We start from the raw sequence: 20,535 nt of genomic DNA on the forward strand, positions 1-20,535 counted from the left end.
TATTTAACAACCAACTCACGCAACCATTTGAAATCAACACCATCTTACATGAATAATTACTTTTAAAAACTATCAACTTTAACCTAATTTATGTTAAATAGTTGTTTTATTAACATAATTTTATCATTTTTGCCGCAATTAATTCAAATAATATAAACATGAAAACAAAGTTTAGTGGATTTCTAACGCTATTACTAGCGTTAGCTGTGCAACTTACGTTTGCACAACAAAAGACTATTTCAGGTACAGTAACTGACGAAACAGGGCCTCTACCAGGAGTAACAATATTGATTAAAGGTACTGCAATTGGTACCGAAACAGATTTTGACGGTAACTATTCCATTTCTGCAAATACAGGCGATGTACTTGTTTTTAGTTTTGTAGGAATGAAAACAGTTGAAAAAAAAGTAGGCAATGCCACTACAATAAATTTAATAATGGAATCTGACAATTTGCTAGAAGAAGTAGTGGTTGTTGGTTATGGTGCTGGTAAAAAATTAGGCTCAATTGTTGGATCTGTAGTACAAGTTTCCTCAGAATCCATTAAGGAAAAACCTTCAGCAAACGTTTTGGATGCACTTCAAGGTAAAGTTCCTGGTCTACAAATTTTCTCTTCTTCAGGTGAACCTTCAGCTACACAATCTATTAGATTACATGGTGTAGGATCTCTTGGATCTAGTTCAACTCCATTATTTGTAATAGATGGAATTCCAGTATCAGACGGCTCATTAGTATCTTTAAATTCTAATGATTTCGAGAGTGTTACTGTTCTTAAAGATGCTTCTGCTACCTCTATTTATGGATCTAGAGCAGCTAATGGTGTAGTATACATTACAACTAAAAAGGGGAAACGAAATCAAGAAGCTACCATTACAATAAGCTCTCAGTATGGAGTTTCTAATATGGCTAACACTGACTTTTTCGAAAGTGTAATGAATAGAGATGAGTTTTTAGATTTTATGGAAGGTGCTGGTTATTATGATGCTGGTACTATTGATTATATCAATACAACTTTCCCTGATACTGATACAAAATGGTGGGAAACTTACTATAAAAAGAATCAGCCAACACTTCAAATGGATGTTTCTGTTAATGGTGGTGGTGAGAAAACATCTTATTATGTATCTGGAGGTTTCTATGACCAACAAGGTTTAGCTTATCAATCTGATTTTAAAAGATATACCTTACGTTCAAATATTGACACTAAAGTTAGTGATTGGTTTCAAATGGGCTTAAACGTAGGGTTAGGTTATGATGATAGACAAAGTAACCCAAGTGGGTCTAACAGTACCAATAGAGGTTTAGCCTTATTAGCTCAACCATTCTATTCTCCAGTTGATGAAGACGGAAATCCATATATGGACGGCACTATACCAGGTTGGGGTCGTTATCATCCTGCATATCGTGAGAAAGTTTACCCTGCTAATTACAGTAGACTAAACATTACTCCTTCAGGATACATCCAAATTAATCCTATTAAGAATGTAACCTTTAAATCTCAAATGGGTATTGAATTTTATGACGTGAGAGAATCAAGTCAAAGATTACCTTCTTTCGTAGGATCATTAGGTAATGGTAGTGCTTATGAAGATTTTGAAAGAAACATTACACAAACTATCACTAATACTTTAGAATATAGTTTTAACATTAATGATATACATGACTTTACTGTATTAGCTGGTCAAGAGTATGTAAAAAATGAATATGAAAACTTTTCTGCTTCATCTAACGGACATAATGACGACAGATTGTTGTTATTAAGTGCAGGACCTGACAACAGAGACGTTAGTCAATATAAAAGTGAATATGTTTTTAATTCATACTTTGGTCGTTTCGACTATAGCTTTGATAACAAATATTTCTTAGATGTTACTGTAAGAAGAGATGGTTCTTCTAGATTTGGTGAAAATAATAAATATGCAAACTTCTGGTCTGCAGGACTTATGTGGAGATTAAAATCAGAGAATTTCTTAAAAGATGTTAGCTGGTTAGATAACTTAAACTTAAAAGTAAGTACTGGTACTAGTGGTAATGCTGCTATTGGTAATTACAACAGTTTAGCTACTGTTGGTACAAACCAATACAATACATCAACAGGTTGGAACATTTCAGCTCCAGGAAATACAGACTTAAGTTGGGAAAACCAACGTAAAACTACATTTGCAGTTAACACATCTTTCTTTGACAGAGTTCGTTTAGATGTAGAATATTATATTAGAACAACAGAAGATATGTTAGTAAGTGTACCTTACCCATATACCTCTGGATTTGCTAATATAACTTCTAACGTAGGGTCTCTTGAAAATAAAGGTATTGATGTTGCACTTGATTTTGATATCGTAAAAGGTTCTGATTATTATGTAACTCCATATGTGAGTTTAAATTACAACGAAAATAAAGTTACAGAATTATTCCAAGGTCGTGATTATTGGATCATCCCTAATACAGGTGTAGCTTGGGCTGTTGGTAAACCAGTATCATTATTCTATCCTGTATTTTCTCACATAGATTCTCAAACGGGTGTACCATATTGGTATGTACCTAATGCAGATCCAGATAAAGTTGTTGAACCAAACTTTGATCCAAACAATGTAACTTCAGACTTTAACACTGCAGCTTTACAACAAAGTACTGGTAAAGATCGATACCCACCATTAAATGGAGGTTTTGGTTTATCTGCTGGATATAAAGGATTTTTCTTAACTGCTGACTTTGCATTTTCTCAAGGTAAATATTTAATTAACAACGATAGATATTTCTTTGAAAATCCAACTGTATTTACAGGATTTAATACAAGTAAGAGATCTGCTGACTATTGGCAAAATCCAGGTGATGAAACTTTGTTCCCATCATTAGATTATCAATTTACACAATTTGATTCTCGTTTAATTGAAGATGCTTCATTTGTACGTTTAAAAACGCTTCAATTTGGTTACAATGTACCTGAAAAATTCTTAAAGAACCAGTCGTTCCTTAAAAGTTTAAGACTATATGTAATTGGTAGAAACTTATTAACTTGGACAGAATACTTAGGACCTGATCCTGAAGTTGACTCCAATTTAGCTTTAGGAACGAATCCAAACACAAAACAAGTTAGTTTTGGAGTTGAAATTAAATTATAAAAAAAATCACAAATATAGAGTATTATGAAAAAATTAATAAAAAACTTCATTTTGATACTAGCTGTGGGCTTATTGTCTGTAGCCTGTAGTGATGATTTAAATAGAGTGCCTTTTGATTCAATTGAACAATCGCAGTCATTTAAAAGTATTAACGATGCCGAAAATTGGGATAATGGTTTTTATGCTTATTTTAGAGGAAGAGTATCTGGTAATATCCAATTTCTTCCAGATGTTCAGTCAGACCAATTAAATGCTTCTAAAGATTTTGGTAATAGAAATGGTTTTCCTCATAGATGGGAAGGCTTTTTAGCTGCAGATTATGACATTAGTGATATTTGGTCAAAATTATATTCTGGTATAACCAATGCTAATATTGCTATTGCAGGATTTGAAACTTTAGAATTGGAAGATCCTACTGAAATTGCAACACTTGAGATTTATAAAGCAGATGCTCATTTTGTTAGAGCTTACTACTATTTTGAATTAGTAAAACGTTTTAGTAAAGATTATGACCCTGCTACAGCATCTAGTGATTTAGGAGTTCCTCTAGTACTAGAATATGATGTAAATGCTTTACCTGCTAGAAGCACAGTACAACAAGTCTATGATCAAATTCTAGCTGATATTCAAGTAGCTTCGACTGGTCTTGCTGGAGTTTCTGGATCTCAAGGTTCAAATTATTTTAATGCAGATGTTGTAAAAGCATTAGAAGCTAGAGTTAAACTTACAATGGAAGACTGGTCAGGTGCTAAGACTGCTGCTGATGAACTTATTAACTCTGAGACATATCCATTAATAACATCAGAAACTGTATTAGCTGACATGTGGACAAATGATTATGCACAAGAAGTTATTTATCAACCTTTCTTAAGTGCTCCAAATGAATTGACTAATACAAATTCTATTTATTTAGGATACAATCCTGATACTGATGACTTCACTCCTGATTTTATCCCTTCAAAATGGGTTGTAGATATGTATGAGGATAATGACATTAGAAAAAATGTATATTTTGACGTAAAAGATGTAAGAATCCAAGGTAGTGTTACTCCTAATATTTATTTAGTTAATAAATTTCCTGGAAACCCTGCATTATGGACTTCTGCAACTACTAACTATCAAAATGCACCAAAAGTATTTAGAATAGCTGAAATGTATTTAATTTCTGCTGAAGCTGCGTTAATGTCAACTGGTGATGCTGCTACTCCGTTAAATGCTTTAAGAGAAGCTCGTGGTCTTTCTGCTATAGGCTCTCCTACAATGCAAGATTTAAAAGATGAGAGATTCAGAGAATTAGCTTTTGAAGGCTTTAGATTAGATGATTTAAAAAGATGGGGTGATGGCGTTACAAGACATGATCCACAAGATCTTTCTTTGATAAACACAGGTTCTGATTATGATTCATTAAGTAAAGACCCTAGTGATCCTAAATTTGTTTGGGGTATTCCTGCTAGAGATCAAACTGTGAATCCAAATCTAGTACAAAATCCAGGATGGTAATATTATTTCATCCATTTAAAAACCACCTCCAAAAGAGGTGGTTTTTTTATTTATAAAATCTTTACCTTTGTAACATGCAAGACACCTCAAACATATTTGGCATCAGAGCGATTATTGAAGCTATAAATGCTGGTCAATCTTTAGAAAAGATTTATATTCAAAAAGGCTTAAGTGGACCGTTATTTTCTGAATTAAACACTCTAATTAAAAAGAATAACATTTCTACTAGCCATGTACCTATAGAGAAACTCAATCATCTTTCTAAACATCAAAACCATCAAGGAGTTGTCGCTAAAATTTCTCCTATTGATTTTTACAATTTAGAAACTATTTTTACAACAATAAATAAAGAAACACCACTATTTTTATTATTAGATCAAATTACAGATGTAAGAAATTTTGGAGCCATTTTAAGAACTGCAGAATGTACTGGTGTAGATGCAATAATTATTCCTAATCAAGGGAGTGCTCCGTTAAATGCAGATGCCATAAAAACATCAGCGGGTGCCGCCTTTAAAATTCCAATTTGTAAAGTAAATCATTTATTAGATGCTATTTATTTTTTACAAGCAGAGGGCATTCAAATAGTAGCCATTACAGAAAAAACAGACGCTACGATTTATACTGTTGACTTAAATAAACCCACTGCATTAATTATGGGCTCAGAGCATAAAGGTATTACCTCTTCAATATTAAAAATTGCAGACGCAAAAGCCAAATTACCATTATTAGGAGATATTGCTTCTTTAAATGTTTCAGTAGCTTGTGGTGTGGCCTTATATGAAGCGGTTAGACAAAAATTTAGTTAACTGTATTCGATTTAATAATCATAAAAATATTGAATTATAAGCATTTCCATGCCATCTAAAAAACAATAACTAACAATCTACTCCTCTTCAAAATTATTATCGTAAATTAAAAGGTTTTCATCATCTTCGATACTTTCATCTTCCCAATCATATTTATAAGATTTTGGACCGTGCTTTCTATAAATAATTGCTAAAAGTAACCCTACTAAAAAGCCTGATAAATGCCCTTCCCACGAAATACCTTCTTTTATAGGAAGTATATACCAAATCATACTTCCATATAAAAAAATTACAATTAAAGAGACTGCAATTAAGCGATAATATTTCCGAATCATTCCGCTAAATAGTACAAAACTAAAAAGTAAGTAAACCACTCCACTAGCACCAATATGATAAGAAGGCCTACCAATAACCCAAGTTAACAATCCACTCAAAAGCACACCATAAATTAAAACCTTAAAAGCAATTTTTCTATAAAAATAGAATAGAGCAGTCATTAAAATAAATAGCGGAATTGAATTGTTAAACAAATGCTTAATCCCACTATGCAAAAAAGGTGAAAAAACAATTCCTCTTAAACCTTTAATAGTATGCGGATATAAACCATATTTTGTAAGGTATAAATTATAAGTCCCTTCTATCCAAAAAACAATCCATAAAGACAATACAAAATACAATGGGAATGTAATTACAATAGACGAAAATTTAAATTGTTTATGTTCTTCTTCGTGAATCATTAGCTAACCATGATTAAATATTTATTTAAACTCATACCACTATTAATATACAAATTACTAATAAAAAAACTACTATTCTCAAAAACATGTCCAACTTCTGCAAGTTGTACAAATTGTCAGTAAAAAATCCAAAACCTTAGATGGATTTCTATAATAAATTAAAAAATGACAATTTGCTGGCTTTAATTTAAAACACGCCGAATAGTCATAATAATTAGCATTCAAAATGACAAAATAAAACATTAAATGAGTAAACAATTCTACAAATGAACAAAAACACTAAATTTGCAATATGAGTGCACCTTTAGCAGAACGTATAAGACCTAAAACACTTGAAGACTATATTAGTCAACAACACTTAATTGGTAAAAACGGAGCATTAACTGCTCATATAAAAAGAGGAGTAATTCCATCACTTATTCTTTGGGGTCCTCCAGGTATTGGAAAAACAACTTTAGCTAATATAATTGCAGAAGAATCTAAACGTCCGTTTTACACTTTAAGTGCAATCAACTCTGGTGTAAAGGATGTAAGAGAAGTAATAGAGAAAGCTAAAAAAAGTGGAGGGCTCTTTACCGCTAAGAATCCTATTTTATTTATAGATGAAATTCATAGATTTAGTAAATCACAACAAGATTCGTTATTAGGAGCAGTTGAAAAAGGTTGGGTTACTTTAATTGGTGCCACTACTGAAAACCCAAGTTTTGAGGTTATCCCTGCCCTACTTTCTCGTTGTCAAGTTTATGTTTTAAATTCATTTCAAAAAGAGGATTTAATAACTTTATTGCATAGAGCTATTTCTGAAGATGAAATTCTTTCAAATAAGGAAATAAAACTAAAAGAAACTGATGCTCTTTTACAACTCTCTGGTGGTGATGCACGTAAACTTTTAAACATTTTTGAATTAATTGTTAATGCTGAAGATACCCCCGTTGTTATTACTAATGATAAGGTATTAGAAAAAGTACAGAATAATATAGCTCGTTATGACAAAACTGGAGAACAACATTACGATATAATTTCAGCCTTTATTAAGTCTATTAGAGGAAGTGATCCCAATGGTGCGGTATATTGGTTGGCACGAATGATTGAAGGCGGTGAAGATGTGAAGTTTATAGCAAGACGATTGATTATTTCTGCGTCTGAAGATATTGGTAATGCAAATCCGAATGCTTTAATATTAGCAACCTCAACGTTTCAAGCAGTTTCAGTAATTGGAAATCCCGAATCCCGAATTATTTTAAGTCAATGTGCTGTTTATTTGGCAAATTCACCAAAAAGTAACGCTTCTTATATGGCTATTGGAAAAGCTCAACAATTGGTACAACAAACAGGTGATTTATCAGTTCCTTTACATTTAAGAAATGCTCCAACAAAGTTAATGAAGGATTTAAATTATGGTAAAAATTATCAATATGCTCATAATTACGATAATAATTTTATTGACCAAGAATTTTTACCTGACGAAATTAAAAATACAACGTTTTATGAACCTGGAAATAACAGTAGAGAAAATAATTTTAGAGAATTTTTAAAAAAACGTTGGAAAGGGAAATACAACTATTAAATAAATAAAAGCAACTTAAACAACACTTTTATAAAAAAACTCTAAGTAAACTTACCATTTTACTTCAAATTCTTGCTTCATTAAATGACCATCGAAATAATACTCAGCAAACCATTTGCCTTCTTCTTTATAAAAAGTTCCAGTTCTATTTTTTAGAAAGTATACATCTTTTTTGCCTGTTTTTAATAGTATAAAAACGATTTTAGGCGTACTATCTACCAATTGGTATCCCAGCCTATTTTCTTGAGCATACAACATTTTTTCTGTAGGTACACCTAAAATATTACCTTTACTATCTCTATCTCTGTTATCTACTTTTAAATTTGAAGATTCAGTAGATTCCATTACAACATCTTCAATTTCTGCTTCATCTAGCTGAGAAATATTTTCATTAACTTCAATTATATCTTCTTCTACAACTTCAGTAATTGCAGGTACTGAATAGCTATAGTTTTGTTCTTTAACTGACTCAAATGCTTTTCGTAATGCTTCTTGATAGCCTGCTTTATATTCCTTTTCTTTACTTCTACCTTCTTTTGATACAAATACTTTTTGATTTTTACAATTCTTTAATTCTATTACTAATTTGGTAGTAAACATATTAGATTCATTAATAATTTCTGCCGTTAAAGCTAAACATGGATTGTTTACAACTTCAGTAGGCAGTTCTAAACTATTATAAATTACATTAAACCCTTCTTTTTCAAATAAAAACTTGGTTAATGAATTTAATTGATATTGATCTTCTGACTTTTGAAAGCCATATTTAGAAGAAACTATCACGTATTTATATTCGTTTAAAGATTGTCCAAAAAGAGTATTGGCCATAAAAAATACAAGCACAAAGGGTATATATTTTAATCTCATTGTATAAAATTTAGATGATAAATATAAGGTTTTTTTTAGTCAAAAATTAAATTAGCCCCTAAACTAAACGAGGTTTTTTTAGAGTTAAATAGATCTTCATAGCCTAAAATATTATCTACTGCAGCATAAAAATTAAGCTTATTAATCTGAGTAGAAAACCCAAAACCAACATTTGAAAATAAATAATTATCAATTGTATAACTGATTTTAGTCTTTAAAAAAGTACCTAGTCTTCTATTATAAAAGACCGTAGCTGCCATTTGAGGAAATTGAGGTCTTAAAATACTATAAAATTGAGCACCTATTTCATTCTGATACTTTGATACTGAAAAGCCCTTATTTGTATTACAACTGATGGAATTGGACAACATTCTAATTTGCTTTCCAAAACCATAAAGCAAGCCCGCATTTATTTTGGCTGAAGGAAATGAAATATAAGTTTTATGTTTTTCTTCTCTAACTAGTTGCTCATCAAAATCTAAAATTAAATCTTCCCAATAAGAAATAGGTTGATCTTGCTCTGGAAAAAGCAAACCAATTCCTTCAAATGCATAATTCCCTTTTATACTATAAGAACTTACATCTTTAGAATAACTGATAAAACCAATATCCAAAGCACTTGCAGATAGTGATGTTCTTTCATTTAAACGATAACTAAATCCTACATCTACTCCCAACCCAAAATTACCCCCAACAAATAAGTTTGACATTAAACTTTTAGCAGAAAAACTAACCTCATCATCTTTTAAAATCCCTGATGATTGAGCTAAAAAGCTGACATTATTCAATTGATGTTGATACATATTATTTTCTCCTAAAACCGTTGAAAAGCTCCCTTTATTATTTACAGATTGCACATTAAAACTACCTGAATATAACTTTACTCTTGCTCCTACATTTAAACGTTTATTTATTTTACGAGATATCCCTGCATGAAAAACTCCAAAAGCCTGACCTTTAAAACTTATTTGATTAAAATTTGTATTAGAATTTAATTCAATATTTCCATTAATATCTGTATTTCCTTGATAAAATAAAACAGCTAAATCTTTAGGATAATAAGCCACAAAATCAAATTCTTGATAAAATCCAAAATTTAAGTAGTCTTTATCATTTTTTAGTTTATAACCAATATTTATAACATCAACTTGTTCATTTACGGTAATATAGTCAGTTGATTTTAGTTTAAAAATCAGATTTCTTATTTTATCATTTATATCAACACCATCATCAGAAACAATATCTTTTACCGTTAAATTATTGGATCCAATATTAAAATATAATCCTGATACAAATGGAATGCCTATATGTTTTTTATAACTAACTTCTTCTCCTGGATTTAATAATAATGATTGTGGAACATCATTATTTCCGAATATAAATTTTTTATTTTGAGAATGATTTTTAAAAACTACTAAGCAAAATATCACATATATATATTTCTGTATTTGCATTAGTTCACTTTTAAAACAAAATTAGTAAATGACTTTAACTCAAAATTCATTTCATTACCTTCGGTTAAAATACTAGCATCATCACTTGGTTGCAAATACAATGTAATTCTAACCTTTTGCGAGAGTTTTAGAGAAAGTAAATCTAACCCTTCATAACTTTGAAAATGACTTATACTAGAGTTTCTAGGAACATTAATAGTAAAGCTTTTGGTAGTATTATTATCTGCATTTAAAAAGGCAATATCAAGTATAAAATCTCTATTAAAAGAATTTTCAATTTCAAAACTAAAATTTGAAGTTATAATATTCTCTTGAACATAATCTGAATCAAAAATGTCAATAACACTAACATCTGACAAGCTAGTTAGTTCTGTGTTTGAAGTGTTGTTTAAAAAATTATTTTGATTTACTTTTAAATAAACAAAAGTACTTGTTAAACTCTGATTTAATTCTACCGTATCTAATTGATTAAGGTCAATAGTACTTGTACATGATAATACAGTACCTAATATTAAAATTTTCAACAAATATTTTACATGCCGTTTCACCTCAATTTGATATTAAAAAACTAAAGATACTGTTTAATTTCCATTAGGTTAGTTATACTTATAATTCCGTCGTTATCACCTGTAATCTTATCTTTAAAATGAATTGTTTGCATACCTACTTCCTTTGCACCTAAAATATCAGCTTCAAAATTATCTCCTACCATAATACTTTCTATTGCTTTTGCTTCTGCCAACCCCAACGCATAATTAAAAATTTTGGGATTTGGTTTTTTAACTCCAACACTCTCTGAAGTCACTATTTTATCAAAGAAATGCAAAATACCCGAAGATTTCAATTTTTTTGTTTGCACCTCCTCAAAACCATTTGTAATAATATGTAATTTATACTTTGGCATTAAATAATTTAATATTTCTGATGTGCCATCAAAAAGCTTATTATAATTTGGCAAATAATCAATATAAATTGAGCTTAAATGATTTATATGATCATCTGAAATTGTATACGACATTAAATCAAACGTTTCTTTTAAACGCTTATACCTAAGTTCCTTTTTACTTACACGTTCTTCTCTGTATAGTTTCCAATATTTTTGATTGATTGGCCTATAATTTTTTAAAAAATCGCTAATATTTATATTAACGTTAGTCTCTTTAAAAATAAATTGAAATGTTTGAGCTGAATTTGCTTCAAAATCCCACAAGGTATGATCTAAATCGAAAAAAATATGTTTTATTGACATTAAAGAAGATAAATGATTATGTTTTGAGGTAAATTTACAACTTTAGAATTTATCATTAATATCAATTTTAATTTTATAGCAAAGTTTAATTTTAAATCATTTTAACTTCTTTTCTAAGAGCTATAGTACGACAATTTAATGTTATTGTATATAGTAGTGCTTTTTTAATTTTTTATCTTTGAAGAAACTTATTTAATTGGAAAAAAAATTACATGTTTTATTTTTAAATGGATGGTATCCTTCTAGGGTAATGCCCTATAATGGTGATTTTATACAAAGACATGCAGAAGCCGTAGCTCTAAAAAATAAAGTAACTTCTATACATGTTATTACAGATAACAATATCAATAAAAACTTAGAAATTGAAAAAAAACAAATCAATGGTGTTACTACCATAATTGGTTATGTAAAACCAACTCGAAATAAAATTTTAAAAGCATACTTATTTTACAATGCATATAAACAAATTTTTAGAATAATTAAACCATATCAACTTGTACATGTTAATCGAGTTTACCCGATTGGTTTAATTGCAATGTATTTAAAATTAGTTAAAAAAAAACCTTACATCATATCTGAACATTGGACAGGTTATTTAACTAATAAAATAGGGTTAATTGAAAAATTTATTTCTACTTTAATAACTCAAAACTCATCCTTTATATGTCCTGTCAGTAATCACTTAGGGATTATGATGCAAAAAAAAGGACTAAAAGGTACTTACAGAACGGTACCTAATGTGGTAAATACAGAAATTTTTAAACCATTAGGAACAAAAAACAAAACATTTACTTTATTGCATATCTCGCATATGGGAGACAAGCACAAAAACATTTCTGGTCAGCTAAGAGTAATGGCTAAGCTAAAAAAGGAAATTTCAAACTTTAAATTTTATTTAATAGGAGAAAACTCTTTTAAGTACAAATCAATTATAAAAAAACTGAATATAGTATCTAATGTAATTCTCATAAATCAAATAAACCACTCTGAAATTCCGAAATATATGCAAAAAGCTCATTTACTAATTCAATTTAGTAATTATGAAAATCTTCCTTGTGTAATTTTAGAAGCTTTTGCCTGTGGTTTACCTGTTATATCAACAAATGTTGGTGGCATTTCTGAACATTTCCCTGACAACTTCGGGACACTCATTTCAAAAAAGGAAGAAAAAGAACTGTTAAATAGTATCTTAAAATTTTATAATACTAGTACAACTGCAAATGCATTAAGCATGCATAAATATATAGAATCTAAATTTTCTCCTTCAGTTCTTTGTAATAAATTTACAAATCTATATAAACATGCATTATTAACAATTAATAAATGATAGAAGGCATAAAAGAGTTACTATTAGGTTTTAAAAACAGAAATGGCATCAGTATTTTTTACGCTACCATTATAGCTAGAATATTATCTTTTTTTACTTCTTGGATTGCTTTACAACTTATAAACCATAAAGATTTAGGAGTAGTTATTTATGCCTTTACCATAATTTCATTTATTCTACCCATTAGTGGATTAGGACTACATCAAAGTTTAATAAGATATGGATCATTATCTAAATCTGATACTATTAAAAACCAAATTTTTAAATATGTACTAAATAAAGGGATAATATCGTCAATTGTATTAGTATTACTAATTATTTTAATCAGTTTACTCCTTAAAAGCTATTTTCTATATAGTGTTCATTATTTAATTATTTTAGCATTAGCAATCCCTACATTTTTTCTTTTAGAAATTGTAAAAGTTCAGTACAGACTTAAACATCAAAACAAAACATTTGCATTAATTGAAATTAGTTATAATATTTTACTCATAGCTTTAGTAACTATTTTAAGTTATACTTACAAAGAGCTCGGTTATGCAATTGCTTTAGTTTTAGCTCCACTATTCACCTCTGCACTATTTATTAGAAAATTAAACATCGACTTTAAAATAAATATAAAACCTGATTTTATTAATATTGATTTTTGGAAATATGGTTTTTTTGCCAGTCTTTCAAATGTTGCTACAAAGTTTTTAACCGCTGTAGATATTATCTTAATTGGGTATTTATTAAAAAATTCAGAAATGGTTACTGTTTATAAATACATTTCTCTTATTCCATTAAGCTTACTATTTATATCACAAGCTTTTATTACTACTGATTTTGTTAATTTAACTGAAAACATTTACAATAAAAAATACATCAAAAAATACATTCAGAATTACATATTTTTATTTGTAATTATAAGTACTTGCATTGCTTTTTTCTCTTGGTTATTTTCCGAAAACGTATTACTTTTTTTCGGTACTGAATTTGTAAATTATAAGACCTCTTTTTTAATATTAATACTAGGAGCTATTGGTATTTTGATTTTAAGGGGACTATATGGCAATCTTCTTTCAACCATTGGAAAAGCCAATGTTAACTATTATATAGCTCTATCTGCTATTATTTTAAATGTAACTCTTAATTATTATTTAATACCCCAATATGGTATTTTAGGTGCTGCTTTAACCTCAACGTTGCTAATGTGGTTAACGGGAATTATTTCTTGCCTTACGTTTTATAAAATGTATAAAAAATTTCTAGCTCATCAAGAATTAAATTAATTGCCATTTTTTATAGTGAAAATAGGTTTCTTTTATTGCTCCAAAACTTTTATAAAAAGATGCAATTTTTGTAATCATAGAACCTTCAAAATCTAAAACAAATGGCTGACCTGCATATTTTTTAATTATAAAATCAATTAACAAAGACATGGCTTGTTTTTCTCTACCTAACTTGTTTAATGCTGAAAATAAATTTGTAATTCTAAATTCATCTTTTAAAAAAATAGCCCCTCCAAGCAATTCATTATTTGTCGTATAAATTTCGTAAACGAGTACTTTATCTAAGAGTTGACCTTTGCAAACTATTTCTTGCAGTCTTAAATAATCTTGTGCTCTATTTTTTAAATGCTCTCCCTTATTTTCTCTAAACAGCTTAATAATTGCATCTACAGATGTTGTTTTTTTTATTTTTAACTCAAACTTTTGAGCTTGTTTTACACTACTCTTACGACCTTTCGTATATTTTTTATGTATTATCTCGTAACTATTATTTTCTAGAGGCAGCACAAAATTATCTCTAGGTTTTATATGCTTTATAGAAAAATTATTAGAAGTATTGAGCATCATATCTATCAATTTGAATTTTTTCGGCACATTTTTCAAAAAATCTTCGAATAATTTCGACTCTATTTTTCTTTCTGAAAAAACCCCTAATTGTTGTATCCATGGAGCTTGATAAATATAACAAATACCGTATTTTTTACGCTTTGGAAGTGGCATAACGGCTTCATACTCATTTAACACTAACACATCCCAATCATCACAAACAGCATCTAAATACCAACTATATCCATAAATTCGGCTATTATTCGATTTAAAAATACAACGATTATATTTTTCTTCATCAATCTGATTTCTAGTCAAATACTTAATCATAAAATATGTATTTTAAGCTACCGTTGTTAACTTTTTAAACATATCTATATATATCTTTTTCCAACGTCTCCATCTGTTTCTATTACTTAAAGTTTCGTTGTGAAAAAGTGTTATAAAAGTACCATTTACCTTTTTAACCTGATTTGCTAATTCTATAATTACTTCAAATGATTGTTTGTTGGGTAATTTTAAATAATCTTTTAATGTACCATCCATAACTGCAAAAGGAAAAATTTTTAACGGTGTTTGAATTTCATATTCTAAGTCGTAAAAATAAAATGGTGTACAAGTACTCGCTCTAAATCCATAGTGAGCGGCATACCCCATGGTATAATCTTCTTTTACTTCTAAATTTATTAAGTGCTGATAGGTTTCAGGCAAATCGAGACGTAAATAATGTTGTCTTGATTTTTCAATAGGCCTATTAACAATACTTTCTAGTCGTAACTTCTCTTTTTGTAACATCGCCTCGTCTTTAGAAGAAAAATAAGAAGGGTGTAATCCCACCTCAGAATAATCTGCAACTGATTTTATTAAAGATTGATAATATGAGTTTCTAGATGATGTATTTTTATCATAAGTTGTATAATCACCTACAGAAAAGAAAAATATAGTTTTTATACCATATTTTTTTTGATAAGTAATTAATTCTTCAAAAGTATCAAAAGGGTCTTCTGAAAACCCAAAAATAACCATGGTTCTGTACCAGACATCTATTAATTTAAATTTAGACAAATCTTTTAGATATCCTGCTATTGTTCTTACTACACCTTTATGCTTAAAGCTATAAGCAATATCAACATCTATGGTAGAAATAAATTTAAATTTACGATCAGATAAGGTATATGTTGGATATTTATCTTCAATAATCGACTTAAATTTATAAGCCCAAATATCAATTAAAGGTTTATGTAAAAATTGATATTTAAAAGCCAAACTCTCTTCTGCTGGATAGCGTTCAAATTGATCTTTTCTATGTGGCAAATACTCTTCGTACCTACTGAGCAAATAAAAAGATGCTGCAAATATATCAAAAGGAACAGATGCGTCTTGCCTAGTTTTAAAAAAGCATTCAACACCATCCCACTCTCCCATTTTAATATCTAAATCATTTATACCTTGCTCAAATAAAAGATCAGTACTTTTTATAAAAATTTCACTTCCTAATGGTTGTTTCCCATAAGTTAATTTTAGACCTTCATGAGCTATAAAATCTTCAACTTTAGTTGTAAAACTAACTTGAATATTTAAAATTCGTGTAAAAAAGTGCTTAAAGGTATAGGTTAATCGCGGTGTTATTTTTTTAGAATATACTAGTAGCATTATTTAAATTGTTCAGTATTTAAATGGCAATACAAAATTTTAGAGTATCTTTAATACTAAAGATTTACATCAGATTATTATCTGCAAAGCTAAAGTAATCTTTTTCTGTAATTATTAAATGATCTAAAACTTTTATGTCTAAAGTTTTTCCAGCCTCTTGTATTTTCTTTGTTAAACTGACATCTGCATTACTTGGTTTTAACGTCCCCGAAGGATGGTTATGACTTAAAATAATAGCAACTGCAGAAATTTCTAAGGCTTTTTTAAACAACATTCTTATATCTACAAGCGTACCTGTTATGCCTCCACTACTTAATTTATTTTTATAAATTATTTTATTAGAATTATTTAAATAAAGTAACCAAAACTCTTCATGCATTAAGTCTCCAATAAGAGGTTGCATAATTTCATAAACGGACTTACTACTAGATATTTTTGGTTTTACCAAAGCTTCTTCCAATCGCCTACGTCTCCCTAACTCTAAAGCTGTAATTATAGCAATAGCCTTTGCTTCCCCAATTCCTTTAAACTTTATTAAATCGTTAACTGTTAATTTACCTAACTCACTTAAATTATTATTTACAAAAGTTAATATTCGCTTTGATAAATCTACAGCACTCTCTTGCCGATTTCCAGAACTAATCAGAATAGCAACTAACTCTGCATCCGATAAAGAATCTTTTCCCTTTAATAATAATTTTTCTCTCGGTCTGTCGTCTTCTTTCCAACTTTTTATTGAAGATGATGTATTTTGATTTTTCATATTAATTTTCTTCTAAAAGTTAGTAAAAAGCACTATTTTTAATGGTTAAATTTCTTTAAAGATATAAAACAACTTGTTTAAATCTTTTTATTCTGATTAAAAGTTTTAAATTTAATGTTATGAATTTATAGAAACTAATATTAATATAAATACAGGAAGTTCTAAAATGTTCAAATAAAAACTATACTTTTGTTTGATTTTTAATAAAAAAATAATGAGAATTATTATTGCAGGTGCTGGGGAAGTAGGATTCCATTTGGCCAAATTGCTATCTTTTGAATCTCACGACATCATACTTCTAGATCAAAAAACTGAACGTCTTCATTATGCAGATTTACGATTAGACATAAAGGTAATAAAGGGAAATGCTACTTCTATTAGAATTTTAAAGCAAGCAGAAGTAAAAAGTACCGATTTAGTAATTGCCGTAACTTCTAATGAAACAGTTAACATAACTATTTGTGTTTTAGCCAAAAGACTTGGAGCAAAAAAAACCATTGCTAGGGTAAGCAACTCTGAATTTATTGACAATAAAAATGAAATTAATTTTTCTGAATTTGGAATAGATGAACTAATTTCTACTGAAGAATTAGCAACAAAAGAAATAAAAATGTTGCTTAACCAAGCTGCTTTCAATCATATGCACGAATTTGACAATGGTCAATTAAGTTTGTCTGGTGTAATTTTATCAAAAACAGCTCCGTTCATTGGCATGACCGTAAAAGAAGCTGCAGCAACTTTTCCTGAAGTTCATTTTATGCCTATTGCCATTCAAACCAATAACTCTAATTATAGTATAATTCCTAGAGGTGATACCATTTTTAAAAGTGGCGATTTAGTTTATTTTATAACTGTTAAAGAAGGAGTTAACGAATTATATAAACTAACCGGAAAAATAAAAGAACCTGTTAAAAATATAATGATTTTAGGTGGTAGTTCAGTAGGCCGAAGAACTGCCAAACTCTTATGCAAAAAACATCTAAACGTAAAACTAATAGAAAAAAATAAGGCAAGAGCTTTAGAACTTGCTGATAGACTACCCAATACCTTAGTAATACATGGAGACGGACGTGATATTGAGTTATTGAGAGAAGAAAGTATAAAAGAAATGGATGTTTTTATTGGAGCCACTTCAAGTTCTGAAACCAATATTATGGCCTGTTTAATTGCAAAATCAAAAGGAGTAAAAAAGACAATTGCTCTAGCTGAAATTGTAGATTACTCAAAACTTTCTCACTCTATTGGAATACATAGTATTATCAATAAAAAATTATTAGCAGCCAATAGTATATTTAGATATATACGAAAAGGAGATGTGTTAGAAATTGCAACTTTAAACAACTTAGATGTTGAAATATTGGAATTTAAAGTCAGGGAAAATTCTAAAATTACCATGAAAGATATCCGGCATTTAAACTTTCCTAGAAATGCTATAATTGGTGGTGTAATAAGAAATGGTAAAGGAATAATTGCTTTAGGCGACTTTAGAATAAAAGCCAATGATAAAGTCGTTGTAATCTGTTTATCTGATAATTTAAAACAAGTTGAAAAATTTTTCGCATAAAACAAATCTGTAGTAAAAATTATGAAAAACTTAAACATAAAAATCATTTTTCAAATGATGGGATTTCTTCTCATTTTTAATGGTCTTTTTATGTTAATTTCAGCTTTAATAAGTTATATCTATAAAGATGGAGCTACTCAAGGTATATTTTTTGCAGGAATAATTACCATATTAGCAGGGGTAATTTCTAGATTTACTACAAAAAATTTTAAGAAAAAAATAAATAAACAAGAAGGCTATATAATAGTTACTCTTGGCTGGGTATTAATGTCTTTATCTGGCAGTTTACCTTATCTCTTTTCAGAATCTATTCCTTCATTTACTGATGCTTTTTTTGAAACTATTTCTGGTTATACTACTACTGGGGCATCTATTTTAGATGACATTGAAAGTATGCCTGCAGGTATTTTATTTTGGAGAAGTACTACACATTGGATTGGTGGTATGGGCATTATTGTATTAACAATAGCCGTATTACCTTTGCTTGGTATTGGAGGTATGCAACTTTTTGCTGCCGAAGCTCCTGGACCTTCTGCAGACAAATTACATCCGAGAATTACAGATACTGCTAAACGATTATATTTAATCTATTTAGGTCTTACAATTGCAGAAGCCATTCTATTAAAACTAGCAGGCATGAGTGTTTTTGACGCTGTAAATCATGCTATGAGCACCCTTTCTACGGGCGGTTTTTCTACAAAAAATGCTAGCGTTGCTTATTGGAATGATCAACCTGCTATACAATATATTATAACCATTTTTATGATTTTAGCAGGTACTAATTTTGTACTAAGCTATTTTGCTTTTAAAGGACAATTTAGTAAAATATATAAGGATGAGGAATTTAAAACCTATTTTTTAAATATTTTAGGCATTAGCATTATAGTTGGGCTAATAGTTTATTTTAGAGCAGATGTATCTCAGGTTGCCACTGACACACAATTAATAGCACACCCTATGGTAAATGGACAATTTGAAAGTGCTCTAAGGCATTCTTTCTTTCAAGTAGCTTCAGTTATTACTACTACAGGGTTTGTGTCTGCAGATTTTACAATATGGACCCCATTTTTAACTACCCTATTTTTTATACTAATGTTTTTTGGTGCTTCGGCCGGTTCAACCTCTGGAGGTGTAAAATTTGTCCGTCATATAATAATGATAAAAAATGGTTTTATTGAGTTTAAGCGTTCTATGCATCCTAGTGCGATTATACCAGTTAGATACAACGAAAAAGCTGTTTCTCAAGATATTGTTTTTAATATTATGGCCTTTTTTATCCTTTATCTTATTTTATTTGTATTAGGAGCCTTAGTTTTTGGCATAATGGGCTTAGACTTTGTTACTTCCGTTGGAGGGTCAGCTTCTTCATTAGGAAACGTTGGACCAGCATTTGGTCAATTAAGTCCGGTTAATAATTTTAATAGCTTACCTGCAATTGGCAAATGGTGGGCTGCATTTTTAATGTTATTAGGTAGGCTTGAACTTTTTACAGTATTAATTCTTTTTACACCATATTTTTGGAGATCTGGGAAGTTTTAAAAATCTTAATTTGGCTTAATTGTTGTTTTTTAATTCTCTGTTAGGTTGTTTACTAAATGTTAGCAACTTACAAAGTTATAATATACTGGATTGTAATTATTTAGTATTTTTAACGTTAAATAAAAAGTAATCCCCTAAAGAAATATTTTGCTATGATATTATTTTCTAGGTATTTAATTCCAAAAAATTATACAGGCTTAGCCATTTATCCTTTTATTTTTTTGAAGAATAAATCATTGTCTGATAATTGGGTTCTTATAAATCATGAACGCATTCACCTAAAACAACAACTGGAATTATTATGGATTTTCTTTTTTATTTGGTATACGTTAGAATTTTTATTCCACTTAGTAGTTTTTAGAAACTGGCATAAAGCCTACAAAAATATCAGTTTTGAAAAAGAAGCTTACCAAAATGAAGGAAATCCTAATTATCTTAACGAACGTAAACCCTGGTCTTTTTTAGAATATTTATAAGATTTAATGTTTGTTTACCAGCTACATTTCTTGCTCTTTCTTTTACTAGCAACTCTTTTTATAAATGTATAATCAATTATTATATATGTAT

At 29.2% G+C, this 20,535-nt stretch carries 17 protein-coding genes; 9 read left to right on the plus strand and 8 right to left on the minus strand.

The window, feature by feature from the left end; all coding sequences use genetic code 11:
- The first annotated feature begins 158 nt into the window (after window positions 1-158).
- From EGM88_RS02385 to rlmB, 3 genes are all read left to right on the plus strand, one after another.
- The gene (locus EGM88_RS02385) at window positions 159-3,122 is read left to right on the plus strand and encodes a SusC/RagA family TonB-linked outer membrane protein (RefSeq protein WP_123896367.1); all 2,964 of its coding nucleotides are present in this window, start codon (window positions 159-161) and stop codon (window positions 3,120-3,122) included.
- A 24-nt stretch (window positions 3,123-3,146) separates the two neighbouring features.
- Window positions 3,147-4,622, plus strand: coding sequence for a RagB/SusD family nutrient uptake outer membrane protein (locus EGM88_RS02390; RefSeq protein ID WP_238988360.1), 1,476 nt, complete (start codon window positions 3,147-3,149; stop codon window positions 4,620-4,622).
- A 74-nt stretch (window positions 4,623-4,696) separates the two neighbouring features.
- Window positions 4,697-5,431 (plus strand): 23S rRNA (guanosine(2251)-2'-O)-methyltransferase RlmB, encoded by a 735-nt coding sequence (gene rlmB / locus EGM88_RS02395; protein WP_123896369.1) that lies wholly within the window; start codon window positions 4,697-4,699, stop codon window positions 5,429-5,431.
- 77 nt (window positions 5,432-5,508) lie between these two features.
- Here the strand turns inward: rlmB and EGM88_RS02400 are convergent, their stop codons facing one another.
- Window positions 5,509-6,168 (minus strand): rhomboid family intramembrane serine protease, encoded by a 660-nt coding sequence (locus EGM88_RS02400; RefSeq protein WP_238988362.1) that lies wholly within the window; start codon window positions 6,166-6,168, stop codon window positions 5,509-5,511.
- Between the two features lie 292 nt (window positions 6,169-6,460).
- Between EGM88_RS02400 and EGM88_RS02405 the strand changes: the two genes are divergently transcribed.
- A complete protein-coding gene (locus tag EGM88_RS02405; RefSeq protein ID WP_123896370.1) occupies window positions 6,461-7,735 on the plus strand; it encodes a replication-associated recombination protein A in 1,275 nt (424 codons plus the stop codon).
- A gap of 51 nt (window positions 7,736-7,786) precedes the next feature.
- Here the strand turns inward: EGM88_RS02405 and EGM88_RS02410 are convergent, their stop codons facing one another.
- The 4 genes from EGM88_RS02410 to EGM88_RS02425 are packed head-to-tail and all read right to left on the minus strand — an operon-like array spanning window position 7,787 to window position 11,305.
- Window positions 7,787-8,602, minus strand: a complete 816-nt coding sequence (locus EGM88_RS02410; RefSeq protein WP_123896371.1) for a hypothetical protein — start codon at window positions 8,600-8,602, stop codon at window positions 7,787-7,789.
- Between the two features lie 35 nt (window positions 8,603-8,637).
- On the minus strand, window positions 8,638-10,056 hold the full coding sequence (locus EGM88_RS02415; protein WP_123896372.1) for a DUF5723 family protein: 1,419 nt from the start codon (window positions 10,054-10,056) through the stop codon (window positions 8,638-8,640).
- Window positions 10,056-10,580: a hypothetical protein gene (locus EGM88_RS02420; RefSeq protein WP_123896373.1), complete on the minus strand. Its 525-nt coding sequence runs from the start codon at window positions 10,578-10,580 to the stop codon at window positions 10,056-10,058. Before EGM88_RS02420 ends, EGM88_RS02415 begins: the two co-directional genes overlap by 1 nt.
- Before the next feature lie 44 nt (window positions 10,581-10,624).
- Window positions 10,625-11,305, minus strand: coding sequence for a YjjG family noncanonical pyrimidine nucleotidase (locus EGM88_RS02425; protein ID WP_123896374.1), 681 nt, complete (start codon window positions 11,303-11,305; stop codon window positions 10,625-10,627).
- 196 nt (window positions 11,306-11,501) lie between these two features.
- On the opposite strand from EGM88_RS02425, the gene EGM88_RS02430 reads away from it, so the two are divergent.
- Window positions 11,502-12,632 (plus strand): glycosyltransferase family 4 protein, encoded by a 1,131-nt coding sequence (locus tag EGM88_RS02430; RefSeq protein ID WP_123896375.1) that lies wholly within the window; start codon window positions 11,502-11,504, stop codon window positions 12,630-12,632.
- On the plus strand, window positions 12,629-13,903 hold the full coding sequence (locus EGM88_RS02435) for an oligosaccharide flippase family protein (RefSeq protein WP_123896376.1): 1,275 nt from the start codon (window positions 12,629-12,631) through the stop codon (window positions 13,901-13,903). Before EGM88_RS02430 ends, EGM88_RS02435 begins: the two co-directional genes overlap by 4 nt.
- Here EGM88_RS02435 and EGM88_RS02440 read toward each other — a convergent pair.
- From EGM88_RS02440 to radC, 3 genes are all read right to left on the minus strand, one after another.
- Window positions 13,895-14,779 carry a hypothetical protein gene (locus EGM88_RS02440; RefSeq protein ID WP_123896377.1) on the minus strand — a complete coding sequence of 295 codons (885 nt, stop codon included), beginning with the start codon at window positions 14,777-14,779 and terminating at the stop codon, window positions 13,895-13,897. The genes EGM88_RS02435 and EGM88_RS02440 overlap by 9 nt on opposite strands.
- A gap of 12 nt (window positions 14,780-14,791) precedes the next feature.
- Window positions 14,792-16,102, minus strand: a complete 1,311-nt coding sequence (locus EGM88_RS02445) for a polysaccharide deacetylase family protein (protein WP_123896378.1) — start codon at window positions 16,100-16,102, stop codon at window positions 14,792-14,794.
- 64 nt (window positions 16,103-16,166) lie between these two features.
- Window positions 16,167-16,865 carry a RadC family protein gene (gene radC, locus EGM88_RS02450; RefSeq protein WP_123896379.1) on the minus strand — a complete coding sequence of 233 codons (699 nt, stop codon included), beginning with the start codon at window positions 16,863-16,865 and terminating at the stop codon, window positions 16,167-16,169.
- Window positions 16,866-17,079: 214 nt separating this feature from the next.
- Here radC and trkA point away from each other — a divergent pair, with 214 nt between their 5' ends.
- The 3 genes from trkA (at window position 17,080) to EGM88_RS02465 (ending at window position 20,444) form a co-directional block, all read left to right on the plus strand.
- Complete coding sequence (trkA, locus tag EGM88_RS02455; RefSeq protein ID WP_123896380.1) at window positions 17,080-18,429, plus strand: Trk system potassium transporter TrkA; 1,350 nt, start codon at window positions 17,080-17,082, stop codon at window positions 18,427-18,429.
- A gap of 21 nt (window positions 18,430-18,450) precedes the next feature.
- On the plus strand, window positions 18,451-19,968 hold the full coding sequence (locus EGM88_RS02460; protein ID WP_123896381.1) for a TrkH family potassium uptake protein: 1,518 nt from the start codon (window positions 18,451-18,453) through the stop codon (window positions 19,966-19,968).
- Window positions 19,969-20,120: 152 nt separating this feature from the next.
- Window positions 20,121-20,444, plus strand: coding sequence for a hypothetical protein (locus EGM88_RS02465; RefSeq protein WP_123896382.1), 324 nt, complete (start codon window positions 20,121-20,123; stop codon window positions 20,442-20,444).
- The last annotated feature ends 91 nt before the right edge of the window (window positions 20,445-20,535 follow it).

It is taken from the genome of Aureibaculum marinum, from assembly GCF_003813905.1.
Lineage (GTDB): Bacteria > Bacteroidota > Bacteroidia > Flavobacteriales > Flavobacteriaceae > Aureibaculum > Aureibaculum marinum.

Bases quoted from the DNA above. Each gene is read 5' to 3' on its own strand.
- EGM88_RS02385 (WP_123896367.1), top strand. From the start codon at position 159: ATGAAAACAAAGTTTAGTGGATTTCTAACGCTATTACTAGCGTTAGCT.
- EGM88_RS02390 (WP_238988360.1), top strand. From the start codon at position 3,147: ATGAAAAAATTAATAAAAAACTTCATTTTGATACTAGCTGTGGGCTTA.
- rlmB (WP_123896369.1), top strand. From the start codon at position 4,697: ATGCAAGACACCTCAAACATATTTGGCATCAGAGCGATTATTGAAGCT.
- EGM88_RS02400 (WP_238988362.1), bottom strand. From the start codon at position 6,168: ATGATTCACGAAGAAGAACATAAACAATTTAAATTTTCGTCTATTGTA.
- EGM88_RS02405 (WP_123896370.1), top strand. From the start codon at position 6,461: ATGAGTGCACCTTTAGCAGAACGTATAAGACCTAAAACACTTGAAGAC.
- EGM88_RS02410 (WP_123896371.1), bottom strand. From the start codon at position 8,602: ATGAGATTAAAATATATACCCTTTGTGCTTGTATTTTTTATGGCCAAT.
- EGM88_RS02415 (WP_123896372.1), bottom strand. From the start codon at position 10,056: ATGCAAATACAGAAATATATATATGTGATATTTTGCTTAGTAGTTTTT.
- EGM88_RS02425 (WP_123896374.1), bottom strand. From the start codon at position 11,305: ATGTCAATAAAACATATTTTTTTCGATTTAGATCATACCTTGTGGGAT.
- EGM88_RS02435 (WP_123896376.1), top strand. From the start codon at position 12,629: ATGATAGAAGGCATAAAAGAGTTACTATTAGGTTTTAAAAACAGAAAT.
- EGM88_RS02440 (WP_123896377.1), bottom strand. From the start codon at position 14,779: ATGATTAAGTATTTGACTAGAAATCAGATTGATGAAGAAAAATATAAT.
- EGM88_RS02445 (WP_123896378.1), bottom strand. From the start codon at position 16,102: ATGCTACTAGTATATTCTAAAAAAATAACACCGCGATTAACCTATACC.
- radC (WP_123896379.1), bottom strand. From the start codon at position 16,865: ATGAAAAATCAAAATACATCATCTTCAATAAAAAGTTGGAAAGAAGAC.
- trkA (WP_123896380.1), top strand. From the start codon at position 17,080: ATGAGAATTATTATTGCAGGTGCTGGGGAAGTAGGATTCCATTTGGCC.
- EGM88_RS02460 (WP_123896381.1), top strand. From the start codon at position 18,451: ATGAAAAACTTAAACATAAAAATCATTTTTCAAATGATGGGATTTCTT.
- EGM88_RS02465 (WP_123896382.1), top strand. From the start codon at position 20,121: ATGATATTATTTTCTAGGTATTTAATTCCAAAAAATTATACAGGCTTA.